At 63.8% G+C, this 20,154-nt stretch carries 15 protein-coding genes and 2 tRNA genes; 10 read left to right on the top strand and 7 right to left on the bottom strand.

Features of this window, described 5'->3' with window-relative positions; genetic code table 11:
* Nucleotides 1–84: 84 nt before the first annotated feature.
* From dnaX to BI343_RS13880, 4 genes are all read left to right on the top strand, one after another.
* Entirely contained in the window at nucleotides 85–1,998 is a 1,914-nt protein-coding gene (gene dnaX / locus BI343_RS13895; protein WP_071110134.1) for a DNA polymerase III subunit gamma/tau, read from the top strand.
* A gap of 5 nt (nucleotides 1,999–2,003) precedes the next feature.
* Nucleotides 2,004–2,342, top strand: coding sequence for a YbaB/EbfC family nucleoid-associated protein (locus BI343_RS13890; protein ID WP_071110133.1), 339 nt, complete (start codon nucleotides 2,004–2,006; stop codon nucleotides 2,340–2,342).
* 273 nt (nucleotides 2,343–2,615) lie between these two features.
* Nucleotides 2,616–3,215, top strand: a complete 600-nt coding sequence (gene recR / locus BI343_RS13885) for a recombination mediator RecR (RefSeq protein WP_071110132.1) — start codon at nucleotides 2,616–2,618, stop codon at nucleotides 3,213–3,215.
* Nucleotides 3,216–3,267: 52 nt separating this feature from the next.
* On the top strand, nucleotides 3,268–3,618 hold the full coding sequence (locus BI343_RS13880) for a hypothetical protein (RefSeq protein WP_139165742.1): 351 nt from the start codon (nucleotides 3,268–3,270) through the stop codon (nucleotides 3,616–3,618).
* Nucleotides 3,619–3,799: 181 nt separating this feature from the next.
* Here BI343_RS13880 and BI343_RS13875 read toward each other — a convergent pair whose 3' ends face one another.
* The 3 genes from BI343_RS13875 to BI343_RS13865 form a co-directional block, all read right to left on the bottom strand.
* Nucleotides 3,800–5,167 (bottom strand): HAMP domain-containing protein, encoded by a 1,368-nt coding sequence (locus BI343_RS13875; RefSeq protein WP_071110130.1) that lies wholly within the window; start codon nucleotides 5,165–5,167, stop codon nucleotides 3,800–3,802.
* Between the two features lie 177 nt (nucleotides 5,168–5,344).
* Nucleotides 5,345–5,965 (bottom strand): outer membrane lipoprotein periplasmic chaperone LolA, encoded by a 621-nt coding sequence (gene lolA, locus BI343_RS13870; RefSeq protein WP_071110129.1) that lies wholly within the window; start codon nucleotides 5,963–5,965, stop codon nucleotides 5,345–5,347.
* 130 nt (nucleotides 5,966–6,095) lie between these two features.
* Nucleotides 6,096–7,688, bottom strand: a complete 1,593-nt coding sequence (locus tag BI343_RS13865) for an NAD+ synthase (RefSeq protein ID WP_071110128.1) — start codon at nucleotides 7,686–7,688, stop codon at nucleotides 6,096–6,098.
* A 70-nt stretch (nucleotides 7,689–7,758) separates the two neighbouring features.
* Between BI343_RS13865 and BI343_RS13860 the strand changes: the two genes are divergently transcribed.
* The 4 genes from BI343_RS13860 to BI343_RS13845 all read left to right on the top strand — a co-directional run bounded on the left by BI343_RS13860 (nucleotide 7,759) and on the right by BI343_RS13845 (nucleotide 12,057).
* A complete protein-coding gene (locus BI343_RS13860; RefSeq protein WP_071110127.1) occupies nucleotides 7,759–8,886 on the top strand; it encodes a GNAT family N-acetyltransferase in 1,128 nt (375 codons plus the stop codon).
* 61 nt (nucleotides 8,887–8,947) lie between these two features.
* Nucleotides 8,948–9,038: transfer RNA gene (locus BI343_RS13855), tRNA-Ser, on the top strand.
* Between the two features lie 52 nt (nucleotides 9,039–9,090).
* Nucleotides 9,091–9,181: transfer RNA gene (locus tag BI343_RS13850), tRNA-Ser, on the top strand.
* A 440-nt stretch (nucleotides 9,182–9,621) separates the two neighbouring features.
* Nucleotides 9,622–12,057, top strand: coding sequence for a two-component system response regulator (locus BI343_RS13845; protein ID WP_071110126.1), 2,436 nt, complete (start codon nucleotides 9,622–9,624; stop codon nucleotides 12,055–12,057).
* A gap of 38 nt (nucleotides 12,058–12,095) precedes the next feature.
* Here BI343_RS13845 and BI343_RS13840 read toward each other — a convergent pair whose 3' ends face one another.
* Both BI343_RS13840 and BI343_RS13835 read right to left on the bottom strand, forming a co-directional pair.
* Complete coding sequence (locus BI343_RS13840) at nucleotides 12,096–14,396, bottom strand: FdhF/YdeP family oxidoreductase (RefSeq protein WP_071110125.1); 2,301 nt, start codon at nucleotides 14,394–14,396, stop codon at nucleotides 12,096–12,098.
* A gap of 190 nt (nucleotides 14,397–14,586) precedes the next feature.
* Nucleotides 14,587–14,874, bottom strand: coding sequence for a hypothetical protein (locus BI343_RS13835; RefSeq protein WP_071110124.1), 288 nt, complete (start codon nucleotides 14,872–14,874; stop codon nucleotides 14,587–14,589).
* A gap of 82 nt (nucleotides 14,875–14,956) precedes the next feature.
* Between BI343_RS13835 and fdhD the strand changes: the two genes are divergently transcribed.
* Together fdhD and BI343_RS13825 are read left to right on the top strand one after the other, a co-directional pair.
* A complete protein-coding gene (fdhD, locus tag BI343_RS13830) occupies nucleotides 14,957–15,760 on the top strand; it encodes a formate dehydrogenase accessory sulfurtransferase FdhD (protein ID WP_071110123.1) in 804 nt (267 codons plus the stop codon).
* A gap of 181 nt (nucleotides 15,761–15,941) precedes the next feature.
* Nucleotides 15,942–16,598, top strand: a complete 657-nt coding sequence (locus BI343_RS13825; RefSeq protein ID WP_071110122.1) for a class I SAM-dependent DNA methyltransferase — start codon at nucleotides 15,942–15,944, stop codon at nucleotides 16,596–16,598.
* A 170-nt stretch (nucleotides 16,599–16,768) separates the two neighbouring features.
* Here the strand turns inward: BI343_RS13825 and mobA are convergent, their stop codons facing one another.
* The gene (mobA, locus tag BI343_RS13820; RefSeq protein WP_071110121.1) at nucleotides 16,769–17,380 is read right to left on the bottom strand and encodes a molybdenum cofactor guanylyltransferase MobA; all 612 of its coding nucleotides are present in this window, start codon (nucleotides 17,378–17,380) and stop codon (nucleotides 16,769–16,771) included.
* Between the two features lie 78 nt (nucleotides 17,381–17,458).
* On the bottom strand, nucleotides 17,459–20,154 hold a 2,696-nt coding region (locus BI343_RS13815), incomplete at its 5' end, for an efflux RND transporter permease subunit (RefSeq protein ID WP_071110120.1).

Raw genomic sequence — 20,154 nt, 5'->3', positions numbered from 1 at the left:
ATCTCTTCCGCCGGCGCCGCCCGCCGCGGCCGCGCCGGCGAAACCTGTCGCCTTGCGCGGCAATTGCCATTAAAATCCGCCCCCATGAGCTATCAAGTCCTTGCCCGCAAGTGGCGCCCCAAACGCTTCGCCGATCTGGTCGGCCAGGAGCACGTGGTGCGCGCCCTGTCCAACGCCCTCAAAGAGCAGCGGCTGCACCACGCCTATCTGCTGACCGGCACCCGAGGCGTAGGCAAGACCACCATCGCCCGCATCCTGGCCAAAAGCCTGAACTGCGAAACCGGCACCACCGCTGAGCCTTGCGGCGAGTGCCAGGCCTGCCGCCAGATCGACGCCGGCCGCTTTGTCGACCTGCTGGAAATCGACGCCGCGTCCAATACCGGCATCGACAATATCCGCGAAGTGCTGGAAAACGCCCAGTACGCGCCGACCATGGGCCGCTTCAAGGTCTACATCATCGACGAAGTGCACATGCTGTCGAAAAGCGCCTTCAACGCGATGTTGAAGACGCTGGAGGAGCCGCCTGGCCACGTCAAATTCATCCTGGCCACCACCGATCCGCAGAAAGTCCCGGTCACGGTATTGAGCCGCTGCCTGCAATTCTCCCTGCGCAATATGACGCCGCAGCAGGTGTCGACGCATTTGGCGCATATGCTGGAAGTCGAAGGCATTCCGTACGAGGCGCCGGCCTTGGCCTTGCTGGGCCGCGCGGCGTCCGGCTCCATGCGCGACGCGCAATCGCTGCTGGACCAGGCCATCGCCTATGGCTTGGGCGAAGTCAGGGAAGACGGCGTGCGCGCCATGCTGGGCGCGGTGGACCGCCGCTACCTGTTCAGCCTGCTGCAGGCGCTGGCCGGCGCCGACGGCTCGGCGCTGATGGCCGAGGCCGACAGGCTGGCCGAGCGCGGCATCAGCTTTGACGCCGCCTTGTCCGAACTGGCCGTATTGTTGCAGCAACTGGCGCTGGCGCAGACGGTGCCGGCGGCGCTGGCCGACGACGAGCCGGAGCGGGAGGCGATTTTCGCGCTGGCGGACGCCATCGCGCCGCAGGACGTCCAGTTGTACTATCAGATCGCCATCCATGGCCGCAAAGACCTGGCCTTGGCGCCGGACGAGCACGCCGGCTTCAATATGACGCTGCTGCGCATGCTGGCCTTCCATCCGGCCCGCGCGCCGGCCGAAAGCGCGGCGCCCGCGCGGGCGGCTGCGCCGCAGCCCGCATCGCGTCCGGCAGCGGCCGCCGCCTCCGTGACCGCCAGCGCTTCGGTGCCGGTCGCGCGCGGGGTTTCGCCCGCCGCCCGCGCCTTGCAGGCTGCCGGTCTCGGCAGTCCGGCCAAGCCGGCGCCGCGGCAGGAGCCGAGCGAACCCGCTGTCCCGGCTGTCGAGCCGGAGCCCGAGCCTGCGCCACAGCCGGTAGCGGCAGCGCCGGCTGCCCAAGCCAAGATCGAAGCCCGGCCGCTGCCGCCAGCCGCCGTTCCGCCTGAGCCGCAGGACGAGGCGGATGAGCGCGACGACGAGGAAATCGTCGATGCGCCATGGCAGGCCGACGATGATGGCCTGCCGGATTATGCCCAATTGCCGCCGCTGGAGGACGAAGCGGCCGGCTACAGTTTCGACGGCGACTGGCAGCGGCTGGTGGCCGATTTGGGTGCCAAGCTCGGCGCGGCGCGCATGCTGGCGCATAATGCGGTGCTGAAGCGCTGGAGTCAGAGCCGACTGGAGCTGGCGGTGCCGGAGAGCTTCCGCCACATGAGCGGACGCGATTACCAGGATAAATTGAAAGCCGCGCTGGCCGATCGCTTCGGCCATCCGGTGGACCTCGCGGTGACGGTGGAGGAGCTGGGGATGGAAACCCCGGCCATGACCGATGCCAGGCTGCGGCAGGAGCAGCTGGCCGTCGCCCGCGAATGCATGCAAAACGATCCGGTGGTGCAGCAAATGGTGCGCGAATTCGGCGCCACGCTGCTCATCGAGACCATTCAACCCGTACAGGAGTGACCGCAATGTTCGGTAAAGCTGGAATCGCCGGCCTGATGAAACAGGCCCAGCAAATGCAGGAAAACATGAAAAAGGCCCAGGAAGAGCTGGCCAAGGTGGAAGTGGAAGGCCAAGCCGGCGCCGGCATGGTGAAGGTGGTGATGACCTGCTCCCACGACGTCAAGCGCGTCGCCATCGACGACAGCGTGCTGGAAGACGCCAAGGAAGACAAGGACATGCTGGAAGACCTGATCGCCGCCGCGGTCAACGACGCCGTGCGCAAGGTGGAAGCCACCACCCAGGAACGCATGTCCGGCTTCACCAGCGGCCTGAATCTGCCGGCCGGGATGAAGCTCCCGTTCTGATTCCAGGCCCGGCGACGGGCCTTTTTGTTCGGCGCGCAGTGCCGGCGCTGGCGGTGCCTTCGGTAATATGTGGGGCGCGCAAGCGCTTGAGTAAGCTGAAACCATTTCAGCCACGAAATCCACGAGAAACACGAACCTGACTGGCTGGGCAACCGTGAGCAGCCGTCGATCAGAAGGTCGGCGGCTGTTGTGTTTCGTGTGGTTTCGTGGATTTCGTGGTGGAAATTCGGTTATTTCTTATCCGTACGATTTCGTGGTGTATGAGGTTTTGGGATGAAAAATCCACCCGCGCTGGAACAATTGATCGCCGCTTTGAAGGTATTGCCGGGTGTGGGGCCGAAAACCGCGCAGCGCATGGCGTTTCATTTGCTGCAACGCGACAAGAAGGGCGCCGACAAGCTGGCGCGCGCGCTGGACAAGGCGTTGACCCAGCTGACCCATTGCCAGCGCTGCAATACGTTCAGCGAGACCGAACTGTGTTCGATCTGCGCCGACGAGGCGCGACGGCAGGATCAGCTGTGCATCGTGGAGATGCCGGCGGACTTGATGATGCTGGAACAGGCCAAGTGTTTCGAAGGCCTGTATTTCGTGCTGATGGGGCGGATTTCGCCGCTGGACAATATCGGCCCCAAGGACTTGAACCTGGACAAGCTGCTGCCGCGCGCTTTGGACGGGCAGGTGAGCGAGGTGGTGATCGCCACCAATTTCACCGCCGAGGGCGAGGTTACCGCCCATATGCTGAGCGAGCTGTTCAAGGATCGCGGCCTGGCGGTCACCCGCATCGCCCGCGGCATGCCGGTGGGCGGCGAGCTGGAGTACGTCGATCTGGGCACGCTGGCGCAGGCGGTGTACGAGCGCCGTGGCGTGTCCTGAGCCGGGGCGCCAGGGCCGGGGCGCGGCTGGTCGCCTTTCATGCATGCCGGGCATGATGAAATCGGAAATGACGATCGGTGGAATCAACCGCCTTCGGCGGAAGCTCGTTGAGATTCAGAATATCCAGCCTCTTCGCTTCGCTTTCGGCGATTCCCATCAGATGGCTCGGATAATTTTTCCTCAGTTTGCCCGCGGGGCGATGAGTGCGCTGGGCTTGTCGTCCCCGCACAAGATGATGCCTTTCTTCATCTGCCCTCCTGCCGAGAGCGCAAGAAAAGCTGGAGGGCGGTTCCGATGCCAAGCCCGCTGGAAAATTCTATTTTCCCTCTGTGCCGTTCAATGTTTTTTTGACGATGCCCAAACCGAGGTCGGTGCCTTCGCTCCGGGGTTTGGCGGGTTTTGAGGCCGCCCGGCCAGGGGGGGGGGCTGGCGTCCAGTCGTATCAGGATGGCAGGCAGGCGGAGAGCGCCAGCTCCAGCGCATCTTGAATATTGTCGCGGCTGGGATCGCGCCGGTAGGGGTGTCGATTTCGTGGGCGACGCCGGCGGCCAGTTGTCCTTGCGGTGCCATTTTTTCGGGCTGGATCAGTTGTCCTGCTCGCGCCGCAGGTCTTGCAAGGTTTTGTCTGCATGCTGGCGTGGTGTCTTGCTCATGTCGTAGGAAATCGAATTGGTGAACGCGATGGCGGCATAGGCGGCGATGGAGCGGAAGATTTCCAGTTCGCGCTGCTGGAATGCGTCTGATGCATGGCTCAGCGCCATGGCGATGCCGATGCAGTTGCGGCCGGCGGTCAGCTGATGGATGACGCCCTGCCGCATGGTTGATCTGATCGTGTCGCAGCTCGCCGCACCCAGCTGGGCGATGCGGTGTTCGTCCAGCAGCTGGACCTCTTCCATCGCCAAGAAGGCATTGACGAGAGGGGAGTCGGTCTGCTCCAGCGGCAGCAGCGCGGATGGCTTTTCCTGGCCGTCGTCGATGCAGTAAATCAGCTCCAGGGCATTGGCGTCGGATTTCAGCAGCGCGACTGCGAAGCCGTCAATCGGAATCAGCTCGCGCAAATGCTGGTACAGGGCGACGCATATGGCCTTGCTGTCCAGGCTGGCAGTCAGCGCCTTGCCGATGTCGCCCAGCTGCCGCAGGGTTTCGGCCGAGCTTGCCAGGGCCATGTTCGCCTCGCTCGGGTGGTCGCGGTGGGTGGGCAGCTCTTCCTCGTATTGGTTTTTATGTTCCAGGTATTCGGAAAGATTCTGCTGCATGGCGTTGATGCCATTCACCAGCTTGTCCAGCTCATCCTGATAGGTTCCCCGCCGCTCCAGGCGGAGCGGTTGGTTCAGGGTTTCCGGCGAGAATCGATCCAGGTGCAGCGCAATCTTGCGGATATGCGTGGTGATGTAGCGATTGACGATCAGCATCAGAAATCCGGCCAGCAACAATGAATAGATTGCCTGGGTGCTGATGATATTGGCGACTTCGCTTTTCAACTCGGCGATGAGGATGCGGCTGTCGCCTTCAATTTCCAGGCTGCCTATGGTTTCCGTGGTGCCGGCGGTGCGGTCGTGGTGTTTCAGCTGGGAAAAGATTTTTGGTGTCCAGGATGTGTTTTGCCATCCTGGCTTGGAAAGGCTGAAGGATTCCGCTTCGTAGTAATTCTTGGATTCGCTGTTCAGATTGATCAGTTTGATGGTGACGCTGCCGACTGCCGGCACTTGAAAGCTGCTGCGCAGATGTTCTTCTATGGCAGCGCGGTCCAGATCCCAGATGGCCTTGTTCAGCGTCTGCTGGTAGATGCCATTGATCAGGTTAAGCTGATTCTGCATGGCCTGGACGTGGCTATTCCAGATGAGCCAGGTTTTGACGATGACGGTGGCGAAGGTGAAGGCTAGGCAGAATAACAGCGTGGCCAGCACCAGGCGGCCTGCTAATGACCTTATGCCGGTCTCGCCATTTTTCATTTTCCCTATCCCGGCTTGCGCATCCTCGCGCCAGATACTTCATTTTTGTAGCGGACGGGAGGGGGGATTGCAATGCGGCGATGGCGGCCCTGCGAATGCGTTGGCGCGTCCCGCGCCATGCCCGCGCGCCGCAATGGTTTGCGGCTAGGCTGCGCGGGGGTCTTGAGTCAGCCGCGATCAGTCGCCATTGACCACATCCGCCCCTTTGGGCGGCGTGAAGGCGAAGCGGCTGACCGGCAGATTGACGTTCTGCTGCGGTTGGCTGAAGCGGATGCGGGTGTCGTTGCCGAAGCTGTCCGTCAGTTCCATTTCCACCAGCATATTGTTGCGGAAGCCCATGCGGATGGCGCTGAAGGTGTTGTCCTGCTTCTTGGGGCTGGCGGCCAGCCATTCCAGGTCGCCCTGTTTGCCGGCTTCGTTCAGCTTGTAGCTGCGCTCGATTTCATTGCTGCCGGCCAGCAAGGCGGCCGGGCTGGAACCCAGCGCCGCACCCTGCGCCTTGCGCGTCACTTGGGCCAGGTCCGGGTCGTAGATCCACAGCGTTTTGCCGTCGCCGACGATCAATTGGGCATACGGCTTGGTGTATTCCCAGCGGAATTTGCCGGGGCGGGCGATTTCCAGCCGGCCGATGGCTTCTTCGCGTTTGTTCTTGTTGCTGACAATCTGGGTGAAGTCCGCGCTCAGCGTTTTGCTGCCGGCGACGAAGGCCTTCAGTTGGCCGATGGCGGAGGCGTGGGCGGGCGCGGCCAGGCTGCAGGCCAGCGCGGCGGCGCTCAGCAGGGGAAAAGACGGTTTCATCGGATGGATTCCTCAGGGCAGCCTGGCTGCGGTCAAAATGCTATGACTGCCGGCGTTGGCGGCGGTTCGGCGCGTTGCGGGCGGAATAGCTTGCGGAATGTCGCATGCAGCCATGGCCGCCCGCGCCGGATCAGCTGAACCGATTGGTGATCGGGTAGCGCCAGTCCTTGCCGAAGCCGCGCTGGGTGACGCGCGGACCCACCGGCGCCTGGCGACGCTTGTACTCGTTGATTTTGAGCAAGCGCACCACGCGCTTGACGTCGGCCTCGGCGTAGCCGGCGGCGATGATGTCGGCGGCCGACTGGTTGTCCTCGACGTAACGCGCCATGATGGCGTCCAGTATTTCATACGGCGGGAGGCTGTCCTGGTCTTTTTGATCCGGGCGCAGCTCGGCCGAGGGCGGGCGGGTGATGATGCGTGCCGGAATCACGTCGGACACGGTATTGCGCCAGCGGCACAACTCGAACACCAAGGTCTTGGCCACGTCTTTCAGCACCGCGAAGCCGCCGGCCATGTCGCCGTACAGGGTGCAGTAGCCGGTGGTCATCTCGGATTTGTTGCCGGTGGTCAGCACCAGCTTGCCGCTCTTGTTGGACAAGGCCATCAGCAGCGTGCCGCGGATGCGTGCCTGCAGGTTCTCCTCGGTGGTGTCCATCTCCAGGCCGGCGAACGACGGCGCCAGCGCGGCCATGAAGCTTTCGTACATCGGCCAGATTTCGATCTCGTCGTACTTCACGCCCAGCCGGCCTATCATGTCGCGGCTGTCGGTCACGGAAATGTCCGCGGTGTAGCGCGACGGCATCATCACCGCGTGCACCTTGTCCGCGCCCAGCGCATCGACCGCCACCGCCAGGGTCAGCGCGGAGTCTATGCCGCCGGACAGGCCCAAGAGCGCGCCGGGGAAGCCGTTTTTGACGATGTAGTCGCGCACGCCGACCACCAGGGTGCGGTAGACGCTTTCCAGCGGGCCGGGCAGGGCGGCTTGGCGGCCGGCCTGGAAATCGCCGTCGGCGTAGTCCACTAGCAGCAGTTCGTCGTCGTAGGCGGCGGCCTGGGCGACGACCTCGCCTGCCTTGTTGACGGCGAACGAGGCGCCGTCGAACACCAGCTCGTCCTGGCCACCGACGAGATTGACATAGGCCAGCGGCAGGCCGGTTTCCTCCACGCGGTAACGCATCACCTCGTGCCGGGTTTCAACCTTGTCGCGGTGGAACGGCGAGGCGTTCAGGCTCAGCAGCAACTCGGCGCCGGCGTCGGTCGCTTCTGCCGCCGGCTCCAGTTGCCAGGCGTCCTCGCAGATCAGCACCCCGACTTTGACGCCGTTCTGTTCGAAGACCAGCGGCGCGGCGCCGGGGGTGAAGTAGCGGCATTCGTCGAACACTTCATAGTTGGGCAACAGCATCTTGTGATACTGGCCCAGACGGTTGCCGTCGCGCAGCGCGGTGGCGGCGTTGAAGCGCTCGTTGCCGATTTTCGCCGGATGGCCGACGATGACGGTGATGCCGTCCAGCTGCTCGATGATGTCCAGGCCCTTGGCTACTTCGCGGTAGAAGCTGTCGCGCAGCAGCAGGTCTTCCGGACTGTAGCCGGTCAGCGCCAGCTCCGGCGTCAGCAGGATGTCGGCGCCCTGGACCATGGCTCGCTGCGCGAGATCGACGATTTTCTGGGCATTGCCGGCGATGTCGCCGACCACGGGGTTGAACTGGGCGAGTGCGATACGCATCTTGAGAGAACACCGATGTTTCTTGATTGGCACATTTTACCTGAAGACAGCGGCCTCGAAAGGAAAAGCATTGCGTCTGCAACTGTATGACGGCGTGAGCGCCGTGCCGCAGCCGGCCTGGCCGGCAGGGGAGGGCGGCGGCGTGTTTGTCGGCCGCGAGTGGCTGGCCGCGCTGGAGGAAACCGGCTGCGTCGGCGGCGCCACCGGCTGGCAGCCCTTGCCGCTGGCGCTGGAGCGCGATGGCAGGGCTGAGGCGCTGGCGCCGGCCTATCTGAAACAGCATAACCGCGGCGAGTACGTGTTCGACTGGGCTTGGGCCGAAGCCTATGCCCGCGCCGGGCTGGATTATTACCCCAAGCTGGTGGTGTCTTCGCCATTCAGCCCCGTCACTGGCAGCCGGCTGCTGGGGCGCGGAGATGATTCGAGACGGCTGATCGCCGGGCTGCAGCAGGTGGCGGACGACAACCGCCTGTCGTCGGCGCACGTATTGTTTCCGACGCAGGAAGAGGCGGAATGGCTGGCCGCCGCGGGCTGGCTGCTGCGCGACGGCGTGCAGTTCCATTGGAACAACCAGGGCTATGCCGATTTTGAGGCTTTTCTCGCCAGCTTGAGCCGGGATAAGCGCAAGAAGATACGCCAGGAGCGGCGCAAGGTGGCGGACGCCGGCGTGCAGGTGCGCGCATTGGATGCGGGGCAGATCTCCGATGAAGACTGGCGCTTGTTTTATCGCTGTTATCGCCAGACCTATCTTGAGCATCGCTCGGCGCCGTATCTGAATCTGGACTTCTTCCGGCGAATAGGCGAGCGGCTGGCCAGCCATTGCGTGATGTTCATCGCCCGCCGCGATGGCGTCGATATCGCTGCCAGCCTGTGCATACGCGATGGCGCGGTGTTGTATGGGCGTTATTGGGGCGCGCTGGAGGAGGTGTCTTGCCTGCACTTCGAGCTGTGTTATTACCAGGGCCTGGAATATGCCATTGCTAAAGGACTGCAATGTTTCGAAGGCGGCGCGCAGGGCGAGCACAAGCTGGCGCGCGGTTTCGAGCCGGCGCGCACGGTGTCCGCCCATTACATTGCCGATCCGCGCTTTAGAGAAGCCATCGCCGGCTGGCTGGCGCGCGAGCGTGCCGGCGTGACCGATTATGTGGACCAGTTATTTGCGCATTCCGCTTATAAAACACTTGCGCAAGAAGAATAGGGCTTATATACTGCGCAGCCTCTGTGGCCGAAACGCCGAAGGCGCTTCAGCGCAGGGTTCTGGAGAGGTGGATGAGTGGTTTAAGTCGCACGCCTGGAAAGCGTGTTTAGGGTAATACCCTAACGGGGGTTCGAATCCCCCCCTCTCCGCCAGAATTCAATATCGAACCGCGTAGCGGTTCCGACAATTCAGCAAGACACCTCCGGAGAGGTGGATGAGTGGTTTAAGTCGCACGCCTGGAAAGCGTGTTTAGGGTAATACCCTAACGGGGGTTCGAATCCCCCCCTCTCCGCCAAATAAAAAGCCCCGATTTCATCGGGGCTTTTGCGTTTCACGTTCGTTCGCGCAGCCGTTTTTGTATGCCCCGCATGAATTGCGGCCGTCCGATTCATAACCGCCCATTGTCTCAGTCCCCCCGCAGGAAGAATGTGGTCGTCTACGCGGCATTGCCGCCCATCGCGCGGCGCGGACGGGAGCATGGCGATGGAGACTGCCCGCCACCGCCGGCACGGTCTGATCGTCGGCATTGACGGCCAGGCGCATGCGCTTGTGCCATGCAGGGCATGGGACGCCGCCGCTTAGCCGCAAGGCAGGCAATACGCAGTTTTGCGAGTGGGCTTGCCTATGGCGTCGGCGGCCAGCTATTCCTGAATGTAGTTTCCGGGTATGGCGGGCGAGGGCCGGGTTTCTTTGCCTGTTGTCTGCCGGGCTTCTAGGTTGGTGCAGGGAGGGCGAATGTTCAATGAGCGGCTGCGGGAGCCGGAGCGGATTCTGATTATCGACGACTCGCCGAGCAATGCGCGCGTGGTGGCCGAGGCGCTGCGCGGGCAGGCCGAAGTGCATCATGCTTCGGGCGAGCGGGCGGCGCTCGGCATGGCCGGAATCCTGAAGCCGGATTTGATCTTGCTGGACATCGCCGTGCCTGGCATGGATGGCGGCGCCGTTTACCATGCGCTAAAGGCCATGCCGCCATTGCGGGATGTGCCGATCATCTGCATCACGGGCAAAGATGCGGACGACGAGCAATTGCAAGCCTTGGGCATGGACGGCGCGGACTTCCTGCGCCAGCCTTTGAGCGTGCAGGAGACCCGCGCTCGCATCCAGACGCACTTGACCCTGCGGCGCAAGGCGCGGCTGCTGGAGAGGGCGGCGCAGGACATGTCCGATATGCGGCGTTATTTTCCGGTGTTCATCGCTTACTGGAACGCCGACTTGCGCAATATTTCCTGCAATGACGCGGAAGGCTGCTGGTTTGGGCTGCCGGCGGCGGACATGGTCGGTTTGCACGCGCGCGACGCGCTTGGCGCAGACAATTACCGGGCAATGGCAGACTCGCTGCGGCAAGCGCTGGCCGGCAGCGACGCCTTGTTCGAATCGCGTTTTTCACGGCCGGACGGCGAGGCCTGGTATGGCAGAGTCGCCCTGATCCGTCGCGCAGAGAATGTGCTGATGATGTCGATTTCCGACGTGACCGACGATAAGCGGACCCAGCATGCCTTGTTTGACGAGAAGGAGCGCGCCCGCGTCACGCTCAATGCCTTGGCCGACGCGGTGATCGCCACCGACGACGATGGCCGCGTGACCTTCCTGAACCCCATCGCCGAGAGCCTGACCGGGTGGCAGTTTGACGACGCGCTGAACCAGCCTGTCGATAAGATCCTCCTGCTGCGCAACAGCCAGGGGCGAGCCCTGCCCAGCCCGACGCATCTGGCCTTGGCGGAGAGGCGAACCGTTGGCATGGCGCTGGACTGCGAACTGCAGCAGCGAGACGGCGGACTGCTCGCGGTCGTGGGCCGCGCCGCGCCGGTCATGGACCATGCCGGCAGGCCGGGCGGCGCCGTCGTGGTATTCCATGATGTCAGCGAGGCGCGTGCGATGGCCGTGCGGATGACGCATCTGGCCTACCATGACGCGTTGACCAATCTGCCCAACCGCATCCTGCTGCAGGATAGGCTGCTGCAGGCCTTGCAGCAGGCGGAGCAAAGCGGCGAGCGTTTGGGTTTGCTGATGCTGGACCTGGACCATTTCCAACTGATCAACGACTCGATGGGGCATGCGGTGGGCGATCAATTGTTGCAGTTGGTGGCCTTGCGTCTGCAGCAGGGATTGCGGCCTGGCGATACGGTTAGCCGCCAAGGGGGAGACGAATTCATCATTTTGATGCCGGGGCTGGGCAGCATTGAGCAGGCCGGCATGCTGTCGGAAAAATTGAGGCGGCTTGTCGCCGAACCGTTCCAGCTGGGCGAGTCGCGCTACGATCTGTCCGCCAGCGTGGGAGTCAGCCTGTATCCCGATGACAGCCGCGATGCCGATGAGCTGTACCGTCATGCCGACGCCGCGCTGTATCACGCCAAGCAGCAGGGGCGCAATCATTGCAGCTTTTTCTCCGGCGAGATAGAAGAGGCGTTGTTGACGCGGCAGGCCCTGGAGCGGCACTTCCGGGTGGGCGCGGAGCAAGAGAGCTTTTTGGTCTACTACCAGCCCAAGGTGGATGTGGAGGACCTCAGCACTGTCGGCGTGGAGGCGCTGATGCGCTGGCGCAAGGAGGATGGCGCTATCCTGGCGCCGGCGGAGTTCATTCCGCTGGCGGAAAAAACCGGCCTGATCCTGCCGCTGGGACAGCTGGTATTGCGCCAGGCTTGCCTGGACGGCAAGCGTTGGCATGACGCCGGCTGCGATCTGCACGTCGCGGTCAATGTCTCCGCCATGCAGATCGCCGCGGCGGGGTTCTGCGAACAATTGCGGGCGACGCTGACGGAAACCGGCATGGCGCCGGACCGCCTGCAGCTGGAGCTGACTGAAAGCGTGCTGGCGCGCGATGTCGAGCTGACGATGGCGATGCTGTCCGAACTCAAAAGCCTGGGCGTTTCCATCGCCATCGACGATTTCGGCACCGGTTACTCCAGCCTGTCTTATCTGAAGTCTTTTCCCATCGATGTGTTGAAGATAGACCAGAGCTTCGTGCGCGACATGCTCAGCGATAGCAGCAGCGGCGCCATCGTGGCGGCCATCGTCCGGATGGCGCAGGCGATGGGGCTGAGCCTGGTGGCGGAGGGGGTGGAGTCGGCCGAGCAGGCTCATGCCCTGGCCAGGCATGGGGTGCGGATCATGCAAGGGTTTTATTACGGCAAGCCGATGCCGGTCGAGGAAATGGACCGCCGGCTGAGTTGATCCCGCCGACGGCCCTTCTTGGCTGCCGTGTCGTCCGTTCAGCTCGCCGCCGAGCGGCGCAGCAGCACCGGCACCGATTTGGACGTCGGCGTGTTGGAGATGTCGGCCACGCTGTCCAGCGGAATCAGCGGATTGGTTTCCGGGAAGTAGGCGCCCAGACAGCCGCGCGGGATGTCGTACTCCACCAGCAGGAAGCCGTCGGCGCGGCGCTCGATGCCGTCATGCCATACCGTGAAGATATCCACGCGCTCTCCGTCGGCGAAGCCCAGCCGCGCGAGGTCGTCGCGGTTGATCAGCAGCACCCGGCGCTGGCCGTAGACGCCGCGGTAGCGGTCGTCCAGGGCGTAGATGGTGGTGTTGTACTGGTCGTGGGAGCGGGCGGTCATCAGCACCATCAGCTTGTCGCCATGGAGCGCGCGGGCGCGGGCGATCGGGGTGTCCTTCTCCAGCGCGTTGACGATGAACTGCGCCTTGCCGCTTGGCGTGAGCCAGCGCCGCTCGCGCGAGGCCGGCGTCAGGTGGAAGCCGCCGGGCTTGGCCACGCGGGCATTGAAATCTTCAAAGCCGGCGACGGCCTTGGCGATCTCGTCGCGGATTTTGGCGTAATCGTCCGCATAGGACAGCCAGTCGATTTTCCCGCTGCCCAGCGTGGCATGCGCCATGCGCGCGGTGATCGCGGTTTCCGACAGCAGCTGCCGGGACGCCGGCGGGTTGATGCCGTAAGACAAGTGCACCATGCACATCGAGTCCTCCACCGTCACGCCCTGCGGGCCGGTTTTCTGCAGATCGATCTCGGAGCGGCCCAGCGTCGGCAGGATCAGCGCGTCCCGGCCGTGAATCAGGTGGCTGCGGTTCAGCTTGGTGGAAATCTGCACCGTCAGATCGCAGTTGCGCAGCGCTTCGAAGGTGCGCGGCGTGTCCGGCGTCGCCATCGCGAAATTGCCGCCCAGGCCGACGAAGACCTTGACCCGTCCGTACTGCATCGCCTTGATGGTGTCCACCGCGTCCAGGCCGTGCCCGCGCGGCGGCTCGAAGTCGTAAACCTGGGCCAGCCGGTCCAGAAAAGCTTGGCTAGGCTTGTCCTCGATGCCCATGGTGCGGTCGCCCTGCACATTGGAGTGGCCGCGCACCGGACACAGGCCGGCGCCGCGGCGGCCGATGTTGCCGCGCAGCATCATCAGATTGGACAGCATCTGGATCGCCGCCACCGAATCGCGGTGCTGGGTCAGGCCCATGCCCCAGGTGGCGATCACCGCCTTGCCTTTCGCGTACATCCGGGCCAGCGCGTCGATATCCTGGTAGGGCACGCCGGAGGCGGCGGCCAGGTCCGGCCAGCTCTCGGCGCGCAGGTCGGCGGCGAAGGCGTCGAAGCCGCTGCAGTGCTCGGCCAGGAAGCCGATGTCCAGAATCCGCTCGCCGGCGGCGACGGCCGCGTCGTCCAGTTCCAGCACCCGCTTGGCCACGCCCTTGATCAGCGCGAAGTCGCCGCCCAGCGTGGGGCGGATGAACAGCGAGCTGATCTCGGCCCCGCCATTCAGCAGGTCCATCGGATGTTGCGGGCTGGCGAAGCGGTCCAGCCCCTTTTCCTTCAGCGGGTTGATCGACACGATGGTCGCGCCGCGCTTGGCGGCGGCGCGCAGTTCGTTCAGCATGCGCGGGTGGTTGGTGGCCGGGTTCTGGCCGAACACCATGATGGTGTCGGCGTGTTCGAAGTCGTCCAGCACCACTGTGGCCTTGCCCACGCCCACCGTCTGCGGCAGCGCGCGGCTAGACGATTCGTGGCACAGGTTGGAGCAGTCCGGGAAGTTGTTGGTGCCGTACAGGCGCACGAACAGCTGGAACAGGAAGGCGGTTTCGTTGCTGGTGCGGCCGGAGACATAGAACGAGGCGCGATTGGGATCGTCCAGCGTCTTCAGATGGCGGGCGATCAGCGCGAAGGCGTCGTCCCAGCTGATGGGCAGGTAGCGGTCGCTGGCGGCGTCGTAGGCCAGCGGCTCGGTCAGCCTGCCGTGCTGCTCCAGCTCGTAGTCGCTCTGCTCCAAGAGCTCGGCGACGGTGTGCCGCGCGAAGAAATCGGCGCCGATGCGCTTGGAGGTGGCTTCGGCGGCCACCGCCTTGACGCCGTTTTCGCAGAACTCGAAGGTGGAGGTATGCTCCCGGTCCGGCCAGGCGCAGCCCGGGCAGTCGAAGCCGTCCGGCTGGTTTTGGTGCAGCAGCGTCTTGTAGCGGCTGCCGGGCACTTTTTCCTTCAGCAGCGTGATGGTGGTGCTTTTCAGCGAATCCAGGCCGCCGGCCGGCTGTGGGTAGGGCGCGATGCGTGCCTTGCGCTTGTGTTCCATGGTGGGTATTCCAGATGCGGTGTGCGGTAAAACGCGTACCGCCTGGCATGGCTGCGGGCGGCGCGGTGGCTAAGCTTACTAGGATAATTCCTAGCTGCGGCTTGGGGTCAAGATTTTATCGCCATGACATGGCTTGGTGGCGGCGACTCACGCAAGCTGCTGGCTCCGCCGCGCAGCCAGGGGGATAATGTCAGTCGTGGCCCGCCGCTGCGAATAGCTGGCGGCACAAGGTTTTTCCGTCGTCGGTCAGGCTGGCCTCGCCATGGCCGGCATCGTCGATGCGGAGGGCGGCGAGCTCCAGCTGGCTCAGCAGCGTCAGGCTGCGGCGCAAGGTGCTCATGCGCAACCCGGATTGCTTGCACAGCCGCGGCAGCGACCAGGGGCCGTCGCTGGCGTGCTCGGCGCGCCACAATTGCGCCAGCAGCGCGGCGATGGCCGGGTCCAGTTGTTCTGCCTGCAAAGGGGCGTCGGCGGTCATGGGGATCAGTATCAATGTAAACGACGCGTAGTCTAGCGTATTCCCGTCGCCAAGGCGCGGGAGGGAGAGGCGTGTGGAAGGGATGAGCGAGCAGGCCGGGGCCGCCCGGCTGGAGGTAAGGCGTCACCGCGACGGCGCGGCGCAGTCCGCCATGGATTGGGTGGCGGAGGAGGTGCCGGTGGCGCTGGTGTTCAATGGCATCTCGCACGCCGTGATGATGGCGACGCCCTGCGACTTGGAGCAGCTGGCGGTAGGCTTCGCCCTGAGCGAGGGCATTGTGTCGCGGCGGGCGGAAATTTTCGATGTCGAGGCCGAGCGGGTTTGCGGCGGCGCCGAGGTCAGGCTGGACATCGCCCAGCCGGCTTTTCTGGCGATGAAGGAACGCCGGCGCTCGCTGGCCGGCCGCACCGGCTGCGGCGTGTGCGGCATCGAGAGCCTGGGCCTGCTTGATCTCTCGCCTGATCGGATCACGGCGCGTCCGCTGGTCGCCGACGCCGCGACCATTGCCCGCGCGGCTTCCGAGCTGCCGGCGCGGCAGCGTTTGAACCAGCTCACCGGCTGCGCGCATGCGGCCGCTTGGTGCGGCCTGGATGGCGAGGTGAAGGCGGTGTTCGAGGATGTGGGCCGCCATAATGCGCTGGACAAGCTGATAGGCCATCTGGCGCTGCAAGATCTTTCGCCCAGCGATGGCTTTGTCTTCATGTCCAGCCGCGCCAGCTACGAGCTGGTGCGCAAGGCGGCGCGGATGAATATTCCCATGCTGGCCACCATCTCCGCGCCCACGGCGCTGGCGGTGGACATCGCGCGCCAGGCCGGCGTGGCGCTGGCCAGCTTCTGTCGGCAGAACGGTTTCGTCGAGTACACCGCGAACGATAAACTGGCTTGATTGGATTGGCTTGCCGGATTCTGCCGCAATGGTCGATAAGAGGGTTCCAGGCCCCGGCCGTTCTGGGCGCTCATGGGAGGGATTTGGCGGCAAGGCTCTATCTTTGGTAAGTGATTCTAGCGCAGGGCGCTTTTTTTCCAAGGCTGAGTCTACTGTGCAACTTTATTTTGGGACACCATCCATGCACTACAACGATGAAACAGTCGATACGTTTGATCGCGGTGCGGCGCGCTACGCTGAAAAATACTGCGATTTGCGGCTCTATGATGCTTATTTCGATGTGTTGTTGAGCGCCTTGCCCAGGGGACCGATCAAGTTTCTGGATCTCGCCTGCGGTCCCGGCCTTGTCGCAGCTTATGTGCGCAGTCGTCGTCCTGATGCGATGATCGTTTGCGCGGACCGTTCTGCCGCGATGTTGTCCGAGGCGGCAAAGCGCGTATCCGGGGCTTTGATCGCTGAAGTGGATTGCCGGGATCTTGGCTCTATCGATGCGCGGTTTGATGGCGCAGCTTTCTTTTTTGGTCTTAGCTACCTCGACGATATGGATGCGGCTGTCGCTTTGCAGCAGACACGCAAAAAACTCCTTGATGAGGGTGTGTTGTTGCTGGCATCCATCACGGGGGACCCGGGGTTTTCTGGTGCGCAATCCAATCATGCAGGTGACCGTGTCTTCAACTTCTACAGAACGCCAGAGGCGGTCGTCGAAATGGTTTCGACAGCCGGTTTCGAGGTGCTGGAGTCTCATATCATTCCCAGTCCATCTAACGCCACTCACCCAAGCTCGGATCTGGTGCTTTTGGCACGGCGGAAGTCGGGAATCGGTACGGTTGACATGTGATGAGTCGGCCACCTTTGTGCCGATTCATCGCGCTTTTGCCCGGGCAGGGAATGACTATGTGGCGGTCGAAACGCCTAGATGCATCGCAAAGTGCAGCCCGGCGCCACCATTCAGCAACCTTCAATAGCTAACGTGGTTATTCGTGGGATCTCGCCGAGTCTGATGGGGGATCAGGCGGGGTTTCGCCATTCTTCTTCCAGCCTGGCCAGATCCTCCGGCGAATTGAGATTGCGGAACGCCTGCGGCGCGTCGTCGAAATCCACCGCCAGCGCGTTCTCCCGCGCCTGCCACTCGCGCACCCTGCGGCCGCCGCCGCGCAGATAGTCGCGCAGCGAGGGCAGGAGGGAGATCGATAGCGCCATGCACACCGGATGTGCTTGCCCCCCGCTGCGCGCCACCGCCAGCTGGCTGCGGCCATCGCGCAGCGGCGCCAGCAGGCGCGCCGCCAGGTTTTCCGGCAGCAAGGGTAGGTCGCATGGCGCGGCGATCAGCCATGTGGTCTCGCAAGCGGCCAGGCCGGCTTCCAGCCCGGCCAGCGGGCCGCAGTTGGCGAACTCCGCCGCGTCCGTCACCACCCGGCCCAGCGCGGCGTAACGCTCCAGATTCCGGTTGGCGCTGATCAACAGCGTGTCGGCCTGCGGACGCAGCCGCGCGGCGACCCGTTCCGCCAGCGCGACGCCATCCAGTTCCAGCCATCCCTTGTCCACGCCGCCCATGCGCGAGCCCTGGCCGCCGGCCAAGAGCAGGGCGGTGATGCCTTCATTTTCAGAGCGGGTAGACATTGTTAGCTATTCCTGTTTGGGTAAACAAAACAGGCGGCCGGATGGCCGCCTGTCGAATCATAACGCAGCAAGCGCCGCTCAGTGAGCCGTCTGCGTTTGCTCGCCAGAGGACGCCTCCTCTTCGGCCTCGCGGCGCGAGGCGAGGAACATATACATCGCCGGCACCACGAACAGCGTGAACAGCGTGCCGATGGACAGGCCGGTGAAGATCACCAGGCCCATGGCGTAGCGGCCCGCCGCGCCGGCGCCGGAGGCGATCACCAGCGGGATCACGCCGAACACCATGGCGGCGGTGGTCATCAGGATGGGGCGCAGCCGGATGGACGCGGCCTCTTCGATGGCCTCGCGCTTGGACAGCCCGGTCTTGCGCAGCTCGTTGGCCACTTCCACGATCAGAATGCCGTGCTTGCTGATCAGGCCCATCAGCGTCACCAGGCCCACTTCGGTGTAGATGTTGAGCGAGGAGAAGCCCAGGAAGATGAAGATCATCGCGCCGAACAGCGCCAGCGGCACCGACACCAGGATCACCACCGGGTCGCGGAAGCTCTCGAACAGCGCCGACAGCGCCAGGAACACGATGATCACCGCGAACAGCATGGTCACCAGGAAGCCGCCGGACTCCTGCATGAACTGGCGCGACTGGCCGGCGTAGTCCACGCTGTAGCCGGAGGGCGCGGCTTTCTGCACTTCGTCGCGCAGGAATTGCAGCGCTTCGTTTTGCGATACCCCGGCCACGCCGGAAATGGTCACCGAGTTGAGCTGCTGGAAGCGGGTGATGGACTGCGGCACCACGCTGTAACTGAGCTTGGCCACGGTCCCGACCGGAATGACGCCGCTGGCGGGCGTCTTGATGTAGTAGTCCATCAGCTGCGACGGGTTGAGACGGTCCACCTGCTGCACTTGCGGAATCACCTTGTAGGAGCGGCCGTCGATGGAGAAGTAGTTGACGTAGCCGCCGCCCAGCGCGGCGGACAGCGCGTTGCCCACATCCTGCTGGGTCAGGCCCAGCGCAGTCAGCTTGTCGCGGTCCACTTCCACCGTGGCTTGCGGCTTGTCGATTTTGAGGTCGCCGTCGATGAAGTAGAATTTGCCGGAGGCGCGCGCCTTGTCCATCACCTGCTGCGCGACTTGGTTGAGGTTTTCGAACGGTTCGGTGGTGTTGATCACAAACTGCACCGGCAAGCCGGAAGCGCCCGGCAGCGGCGGGAACTGGAAGGCCGCCACCCGCGCGCCCGCGATCTTGTTCCAGCGCGCCTGCAGGTCAAGCTGGATTTCGTGGGCGTTGCGCTTGCGTTCGCCCCAGTCCTTGAACAGCACGCCGCCTATGCCGGCGTTGACGGTGGGCACGCCGGTGATCTGGAACATCTGCTCGTATTCGGGCATTCCCTTGGCCACCTGGAATACCTGGTTGGCGTAGGTTTGCATCTGGTCGGACGTGGCGGTAGGCGCGCCGACTACCTGCGACATCACGATGCCCTGGTCTTCTTCCGGCGCCAGCTCTGACTTGGACATCTTGAACATCACGGCCAGCAGGGCGATCAGGATGACGCCCATCACGATCGGCACCGGCCAGGTTTCCAGGAGGCTGTGCAGAATGCGCTGGTAAGCATGGCGCACGCGCTCGAAGGTGCGGTCGATGGCATGGACGAAGGGGCTGTTGTCCATATCAGTGTTGAAGAAACGCGAGCACATCATCGGAGACAGCGTCAGCGCCACCACGCCGGACACGGTCACGGCCGCCGCCAGGGTGAAGGCGAACTCGGTGAACAGCGCGCCGGTCAGGCCGCCTTGGAAGCCGATGGGTACGTACACCGCCACCAGCACCACGGTCATCGCCAGAATCGGCCCGCCCAGCTCCCGCGCGGCCACGATGGAGGCTTGGAAAGGCGACATGCCGTCGCGCATGTGGCGGTCCACGTTTTCCACCACGATGATGGCGTCGTCCACCACCAGGCCGATGGCCAGCACCAGCGCCAGCAGCGTCAGCAGGTTGATGGAGTAGCCCAGCATCAGCATGATGAAGAAGGTGCCGATCAGCGACAGCGGCATGGCGATCACTGGGACCAGCACCGCTCGGAAGCTGCCTAAGAACAGGAAGATCACCACGGTCACGATCACCAGCGCTTCCAGCAGCGTCTTCACCACCTCATGGATGGAGGTGTTGATGAACTCGGTGGAGTCGTAGACGATCTGGCCGGTCAGTCCGGTCGGCAGCTGCTTCTGCACGTCGGGGAAGGCCTTGCGCACTCGCTCCGCCACGTCGAGGATGTTGGCTTCCGGCGCCACCTTGATGCCGATGAACACGGAGCGCACGCCGCTGAAGGCGACGTTGAAGTCGTAATTGTCCGAACCCAGCGTGACATTGGCCACGTCCTGCAAGCGCACGATGGCGTCGCCGTTGCGCTTGACGGCCAACTGCTTGAACTCTTCCACCGAATGCAGATCGGTGGCGGCGGTCAGCGGGATGGTCACCATCTGACCCTTGCTCGAACCCAGACCGGCAAGCGTGTTGTTGCTGGCCAACGCGGCGCTGACATCGGCCGCCGTCACGTTATGCGCCGCCATTTTGGCCGTATCGAGCCAGGCGCGAAGGGCGAATGGGCGGCCGCCCAGGATTTCCGCCGTCTGCACGCCCGCGATGGAGTCCAACTTGGGTTTGACCACGCGCACCAGGTAGTCGGTCACATTATTGGTGGGCAGCGTGTCGCTGTAGAAGCCCATGTACATCGCATCGGTGGTCTGGCCGGTCTGCACCGTCAGCACCGGCTGCTGCG

The sequence above is a fragment of the Chromobacterium amazonense genome, from assembly GCF_001855565.1.
Taxonomy (GTDB): Bacteria; Pseudomonadota; Gammaproteobacteria; order Burkholderiales; family Chromobacteriaceae; genus Chromobacterium; species Chromobacterium amazonense.
Note: the sequence above shows the minus strand (reverse complement) of the source record. Positions and strands in the feature narration are given on the sequence as shown.